Here is a 7,419-nt window from a genome sequence, read left to right as displayed (position 1 = left end):
GCACCTGGTGGCTGGACGCCTCCTCGCTGCGCCGCGCGGGCCCACCGGGCCGGCCGGATAACCGGCCCGGTGGCCGGCCGGCCCCCACGGACGGCCCAGCGCCGACGGCCCGCGGTGGGCACTCCCCGTCGCACGACCCGGCCCCCGCGGACGACCCGGTACGTTTCGTCCTGGACGCCGCGAGCCTGCTCGGCTGGCCGGATGACGTCACCGCGGACGTCGTCCGCGAGCTGACCGCGACGCACGCCGCCGACGTGCGGCTGCTCGCCGCCGCCCGCTCTGCCGCCGAGCTCGCGGACGCGACGTACACCGAGCTCGAGGGCTTCGCCACCGGGCATCCGTGCATGGTCGCGAACAAGGGACGGCTGGGCTTCGGCCTCGCCGACGCGGACCGCTACACCCCGGAGGCAACCATCCCCCTGCGGCTACTGTGGGTTGCCGCCCATCCGGAGCTGGCCACCTTCACGACTGCCGGCCTCACGACTGCCGGGCCGGCCGGGGCCGGAGCGTCCGGTGGCGACGGCCAGGATGTCGGTGATGGCGAGCTCCTGACCCAGCGGCGGCTGCTGGCGGCCGAACTCGACGCGTCCACCCGGACGGCGTTCGCGGCGAGGCTGGCGGCCCGGTTCGCGGCCGCGGACAGCGACGCAGGACCCGATACGGACAGTGACGACGACCCTCCAACGGCGGCGGATGCCGTCCCAGCACAGCCGGTCGCGTCCGGTGGCACGGACCTGGAGGAGCCGGCCGCAGGCTGTGACACGGCCTGCGAGGAGACGACCGCTTCCTGTGACGCTGCCTGTGAGGAGTACGTCTGGCTGCCGGTGCATCCCTGGCAGTGGGAACACGTGATCGCGCCGCTGTTCGCCGCCGAGATCGCGACCGGCCGGCTGGTGCTGCTCGGCGAAGCACCCGATCGCTACCTTCCGCTTCAGTCCGTACGCACTTTGGCGAACATCGACCGGCCAGCACGGTTCAATGTCAAACTTGCGCTGATGATCCGTAACACGCTGGTGTGGCGAGGGATGTCAGCCGACGACGCCCACGCCGGCCCGGACACCTCCGCCTGGCTGGTCGGCGTCCGGGACGCCGACGCGTTCCTGCGGGACGTCACACGGGTGCTCCCGCTGCCGGAGGTCGCCGGGGCCACCGTCACCCACCGTGCGTACGGGGAGCTGGCAGGCGCGCCGTACCGCTTCCACGAAATGCTGGGCGTCCTGTGGCGGCAGCCGGTCGAGAGCCTGCTCGCCCCCGGCGAACGGGCCCGGACGTTCGCCTCGTTACTACTCGTCGGCTCCGACGGCCGAGCGCTGGTCGGCGAGCTGGTGGCCCGCTCGGGCCGCGGGGCGCGGGAGTGGCTGCGGGCGCTGCTGTCCTGCCTGCTGCCGCCGCTGCTGCACTACCTGTACGTCTACGGCGTCGCCTTCACCCCGCACGGCGAGAACGTCATCCTCGTCTTCGACGGTGACGACATCCCGGCCCGAATCGCGCTCAAGGACTTCGGAGCCGACATAGAGCTGGTCGACGCCGCCCACACCGACGACGGCCGGCAGGGCTGGCAGGGCTGGCCCGAGCAGGCGGACCTGCCGGCGTCCGCCGCGCGGTACCTGCGGCGCTGGCCCGCATCCGACCTCGCCCACTCGATCCTCTCGGCGCTGTGCGCCGGACACTTCCGGTTCTTCGCGGTCGTCCTCGAGGACCATCTCGGCGTAGACGAGCGGGAGTTCTGGACGCTGGTCCGCGCCGAGATCGAGAACTATCACCGTGCCTTTCCCGAGCATGCCGACCGGTTCGCCCTGTTCGGCCTGCTGGCGCCCACCTTCGACCGGGTCTGCCTCAACCGGGAGCAGCTCGCCGGCACCGGCTTCCACGACCGGCCCGACCGGGACGGCGGATTCGACGTCAGCCACGGCCAGGTGGCCAGCCCCCTGCACCTGTTGACGATCGGCACCGCGCCCCCTGACAGCGCAGCCCCCAGCAGCGCGACTCCCGACAGCGCAGCCGCCGGCGGCGTGACCCCGAAGACCAACCCGTCGAAGACCGAGGGAGCCCGGCGATGAGCCTCGACAACGAGACAGCGAACATCCAGATGGCGGCCGGCCGGACGACGGGTGGCCGGACGACGGGCGCGGGAGCGCCGGCCCGGCTGCCGCGTGAAACCGCCCGGCCGGCTTGAACCGGCCCGCGCGGCGGCATCCCGGCCTCCTCGACGTCGACGAGCTGCGGCGGCTCGCGGCGTCCACGCGCTCCCCGGACGGCATCGACGAAGTGCTCGTGGGCCTTCCCGACCTACAGGGCCGTCTCCAGGGCAGCGGGGTGTCGGTGGACCACTTCATCGAGGACGTGCTCGCGCGCGGCCTGCCCGCCTGCGCCTATCTGCTCGCCGTGGACGTCGAGATGGACACCGACGCCGGCTACGCCTTCGCGCCCTGGGACGCCGGCTTCGGGGACTTCCGGCTCGTACCGGACCTCGCGACCCTGCGCCGCGCCCCGTGGCACCCGCGGTCGGCCGTGGTGCTCGCGGACGCCTGGTGGCCGGACGGCGGCGTGGTCCGCGTCGCGCCCCGGGCCGTCCTGCGCGGACAGCTCGACCGGCTCCACCGCCGGGGGCTGGCCGCGCTCGCCGGTACCGAGCTGGAGTTCCTGGTATTCACCGAGTCCTACCAGCAGGCGGCCGACCGCTCGTACGGCGGCCTGACCCCGGCGTCCCGGTACAACGTCGACTACTCCCTGATCGGGACGTCCGACATGGACGGGCTGGTCCGGACGATCAGACGGGCCATGGCGGACGCGGGGATACGGGCCGAGTCGGCCCGGGCCGAGGTCCACCCGGGCCAGTATGAGATCGTCTTCCGCTACGACGACGCGATGAGCACCTGCGACAACCACGTCCTGTACAAGACGACGGCGAAAAATCTTGCCGCGCATGCCGGGCAGGCAGTGACTTTTATGGCAAAATACGATCAAGGAGAGGGAAACTCCTGCCACGTTCACCTGTCCCTGCGGGGACGGGACGGCACGGCGGTGTTCGCCGCCGAGCCGCTGGAAGCCGGGCGGGCAGCAGCCGACCAGGAGCCGGCCGAGCGGGCGTCCGCGGGCTGGGCCGCGCCCGGACGGGCGTCGACCGAGCGGGCTCCGGCCAGCCGGCCGCCGGTCGACCGGAGCCGCGGTGGGCGGGCGCCGGGTGGCCAGGCGGCGGCCGAGCGGGCGGATCTCGCCGGGATGTCGAGGCTGATGCGTTCGTTCGTGGCCGGGCAGCTCGCCTGCATGGCCGAGTTCACCCTGCTGTTCGCGCCGACCGTCAACTCCTACAAGCGGCTCGCCCCGGGCTCGTTCGCGCCGACCGGTATCGCCTGGGGACGGGACAATCGCACCTGCCCGGTACGGGTCGTCGGCTCCGGCAGCTCGCTGCGGATCGAGCACCGGGTGCCCGGCGGTGACGCCAACCCGTACCTGGCGGTCGCCGGGATCCTCGCGGCCGGCCTGTACGGGATCGACAACGACCTCGCGCTGCCACCGGCGACGGCCGGGAACGCGTTCACCGCATCCGGAGTGACGCGGCTGCCCAGGACGTTACGGCAGGCGCAGCGGCTGTGGCGTTCCAGCGAGATCGCGCGGGCGGCGTTCGGCGACGATGTCGTCGACCATCTCGCGCACGCCGCCGAGGCCGAGCTCACCTCCTACGAGACGACCGTCACCGACTGGGAACGCCGCCGCGCCTTCGAGCGCCTGTGAGCCACCGGCACGGCGTCAGGGCACGGCGTCAGGGCACGTGGTTCCGGAAAGCCGGGCCCCGGGTCGCTCGCGGGGGCGGCCGATCCGTCCACGGCCGCCCCCGCGAGCCGTGCGGCAGCATCTCCACCAGTTCTGCCGCAAGATTCAGTTGGATACCGGCCGTACCGCCGTGCCCGGCGCCCCGGTATCAGCGAGTGGTCACCGACGGGTGCGGACGACCACACCCGGGAGAACTGGTCACAATCGCCGCCAATCGTGCGTCCGGTTACGGTCCAGCGGGTCTCCGACAGTATTGAGGCTAGAACGTGAAACGAGGTCGTGACAAGGGTCTGCGATGCATTCTCGATGGTTTTTTCCACATTGTGACCGGTAACAGAAAACACCATGACGAGCATACCGATTTATTTTTCGGATTGTCTTACCAGCTCATGTCCGACGATTCCCACATTCTCGGCAGGCGTGTTGTGGGCGGCTTCCGGCCGGGGCGCCTCCACCAGCCCGATCCGGGTGTGCAGGGCCCGCAGCGGCCGTGGCGCCCACCAGTTGACGTTGCCGGCCAGCCGCATGAACGCCGGTACCAGCACCCCGCGGATCAGGGTGGCGTCCAGGACGATCGCCAGGGCCGTGCCGATGCCGAACATCTGCATGAACGTCACCGACGACGTGGCGAAGGCCACGAAGGTCACCGCGAGCAGCGCCGCGGCGGTGGTCACGATCCGCCCGGTGCGGGCGAGGCCGGTGGCGACGGCCTCGGTGTTCGGGACGCCGTGGTCGTACTCCTCCTTGATCCGGGAAAGCAGGAACACCTCGTAGTCCATGGACAGGCCGAACGCGATGCAGAACAGCAGCACCGGCATGGAGGTGTCCAGCGGCCCGGGCAGGAAGCCCAGCGCCCCGGACAGGTGGCCGTCCTGGAAGATCCAGACCGCGGCGCCGAATACGGCGCTCAGTGACAGCGCGTTGAGCACCAGGGCCTTCAGCGGCATGACGACGCTGCCGGTGAACAGGAAGAGCAGCACGAACGTGGTCAGCGCGATCAGCCCGACGGCCAGCGGCAGGTGATCGGAGATGGTCGCCTTGCCGTCGACGAGCACCGCGGACGGGCCGCCGACGAGCGCTGCCGCCCCGGCCGGAACGGGCCGCTCGCGCACGCCCCTGACAAGATCCTGCCCGGTGTCCGACGCCGGGTCGACCGAGGGGACCACCTCGAGATACGTCGAGGTACCGGCGGAGAACCGGGAGTCCGCGGGGGTGGGGGGCGCCACCTGGCGGCCGGCGGCGTAGGTGCCGGCCGCGCTGTTCACCCGCGCCACGTTGGGCAACGAGGACAGGTCGCGCGCGTATCCCTCCAGTGCGGGGCCACCGACCGGGCCACCCCCGGCGGTGCCGGCGGCACGCCCCTCCAGCACGACGGTCGCGGCGGCGGCGGTGTCGGCGGCGAAGTCCGTCCGGATGACGTCGCCGACCTGCCGGCTGGAGGCGGTGTCACGCAGCACCCGGTCGTCCGGGGTGCCGAAGGAGACATGCAGGAAGGGGATGCCCAGCACCAGCAGCACGGCGACGGCGGGCACACCGGTGATCAGGGGCCGGCGCATGACGGTGGCGGCGATGGCACGCCAGACGGGTGACTCGGAAGCTTCCCGGGGGCTGCCCGCCGCGGCGGCCCGCCGGCGGCGGATCAGCCCGATCAGCCCGCCGACCCGCAGCGCGTTGACCCGCGGCCCGAGCAGCACGAGTATCGCCGGCAGCGCCACGGTCGCGCTGAGGACCGCGAAGACCGTCACGGCGATGCCGGCGTAGGCCATCGACTTCAGGAAGTAGGGCGGGAAGACGAGCATCACGGCGAGCGCCGCCACGACGGTGGCACCGCTGAAGACGATCGTCCGGCCGGCGGTCCGCAGGGTGCTGGCGACCGCGTCGGCACGATCCCGCCCGCCGGCGAGCTCCTCACGGAACCGGCTCACCATCAGCAGGGCGTAGTCGATACCCAGGCCCAGGCCCAGGGCCGTGGTGAGGTTGACCGCGAAGATCGAGACATCGGTGAGGCTGCCGAGGACGGAGAGGATCGCGAGCCCGCCGAAGATGCCGACCACGCCGACGGCCAGCGGCAGCAACGCGGCCACCATGCCGCCGAAGGCCGCGATGAGCAGCAGCATCGTGATCGGGATGGCCACCGACTCGGCCACGGCGAGGTCGGCGGTGACCTGGTCGTTGATGTTCTCGCCGATGGCGGCTGCCCCGCCGGGGGCCACCGTCACCGGGCCGGGGGCGTCCCTGGCCTTCTCATACCGGGCGACGAGGCCTTCCGCCACGTCGTCGTCGGACGTGTAGGCGAGCACGAGCGCGTGCCTGCCGCTTTCGGAACGCAGGGGCGGCCCGCCGCCGTCCCAGTACGAGACCGCCCTGTGCACGCCCGGCTCGGCCGCGAGGGCCCGGGTGAGCTCCCTGCCGGCGGCCGTGACGTCGGGGGCGTCCACCGTCCCGGCGCGGGCCGTGACCAGCAGGATCAGGCTGGGCTGGCCGCCGAAGCGCGCCTGCACCGCCTCGTCGGCGCGGGTGGAGCCCGACTGGGGGTCGTCGAACCCGCCGGTCTGGAGCTTGCCGAAGGCGGTGACGCCGAGCACGGCCGTCGCGCCCACGAGCAGCAGGGTTGCCAGCAGGACAGGCCCGGGACGGCGCGTGACCAGACGTGCGAGGCGTGCGAACACCGGGACCTCCGGAGAGTCGTCGTCGTTCTGGAGAACAGTGTTCGCGTACATCGGGCGCAGTCAAGACACCCGGTCGAAAAAGTTGACAGTGTTCACCGAACGAACCAGCATGACCAGCGTGACCCAGCCGGTCTCCAGACGCGAACGCCTCCGTCTCGCCACCATAGAAGAGATCAAGCAGACCGCCCGCGACCAGCTCGACGAGCACGGCGCGGCCGGCGTGTCACTGCGGGCGGTGGCCCGGGCGATGGGGCTGACGCCATCCGCCCTCTACCGGTACTTCACCAGCCGGGACGAACTGATCGCCGCGCTGGTGGCCGACGGGTTCACCTCCCTGGCCGACACGCTGGAGGAGGCCTTCGACCTCGCGCCCACGGATAACCATGCCAGGCGCTGGCTCGAGGTCACCCGCGCCTACCGCCGCTGGTCACACCAGCACGTGACGGAGTACATGCTCATCTTCGGGACGCTGGGGCTGGACTACATCCCGCCGTCGAGCCAGCCCTGCGACGGCACGGAGCGCTCGGTCGCGGTGCTGTTCCGGTGCATGGCCGAGGCGATCGGCGCCGGGCTGATCGACCCGTCCCGGTTCGCCGCCGAACTCACGCCGGCGTTACGCGCCGAGCTCGAGGAATGGCGGGCCGACACCCGTAACGCGATCTCGTCGGAAGGGCTCGCCGCCTGTCTGATCGTCTGGACGCAGCTGCACGGGTTCCTGTCCCTGGAGCTATTCGGTCATCTGCCCCCCGTGATCCGGGACGTGGGCGCGCTGTTCGACCAGCAGATGCTCGACGCCCTGCTCCGGTGCGGCTACCAGGGCCCGGTCGACTTCGTGCCCGGCCGGCAGGAACGCGACCGGCCGGAGTAGACCGGCCGGAGTACCGGCGAGCCGATGGCCGGCCGGGTGGCCGCCCGCCGGGGGCTGTGCCGGCCGGGTGGCGCGCCGCCGGGCACGGCCACGGACGACGGGCCGGCC

Annotated in this window: 4 protein-coding genes; 3 read left to right on the top strand and 1 reads right to left on the bottom strand. The window is 72.1% G+C overall.

The genetic code is table 11. From position 1 onward, the window contains the following. The first annotated feature begins 11 nt into the window (after positions 1–11). On the top strand, positions 12–2,060 hold the full coding sequence (locus NBX02_RS03280; RefSeq protein ID WP_250289941.1) for an IucA/IucC family protein: 2,049 nt from the start codon (positions 12–14) through the stop codon (positions 2,058–2,060). Positions 2,061–2,172: 112 nt separating this feature from the next. Further along, on the top strand, positions 2,173–3,735 hold the full coding sequence (locus tag NBX02_RS03275) for a glutamine synthetase family protein (RefSeq protein WP_250289939.1): 1,563 nt from the start codon (positions 2,173–2,175) through the stop codon (positions 3,733–3,735). Positions 3,736–4,136: 401 nt separating this feature from the next. Here the strand turns inward: NBX02_RS03275 and NBX02_RS03270 are convergent, their stop codons facing one another. Further along, positions 4,137–6,443, bottom strand: a complete 2,307-nt coding sequence (locus NBX02_RS03270) for an MMPL family transporter (RefSeq protein WP_250283993.1) — start codon at positions 6,441–6,443, stop codon at positions 4,137–4,139. 109 nt (positions 6,444–6,552) lie between these two features. Between NBX02_RS03270 and NBX02_RS03265 the strand changes: the two genes are divergently transcribed. Next, on the top strand, positions 6,553–7,311 hold the full coding sequence (locus tag NBX02_RS03265) for a TetR/AcrR family transcriptional regulator (protein ID WP_250283991.1): 759 nt from the start codon (positions 6,553–6,555) through the stop codon (positions 7,309–7,311). The last annotated feature ends 108 nt before the right edge of the window (positions 7,312–7,419 follow it).

Origin of the sequence: Protofrankia sp. CiP1_Cm_nod1 (assembly GCF_920888515.1) — a bacterium.
In the GTDB taxonomy this organism is placed as follows: domain Bacteria; phylum Actinomycetota; class Actinomycetes; order Frankiales; family Frankiaceae; genus Protofrankia.
Note: the sequence above shows the minus strand (reverse complement) of the source record. Positions and strands in the feature narration are given on the sequence as shown.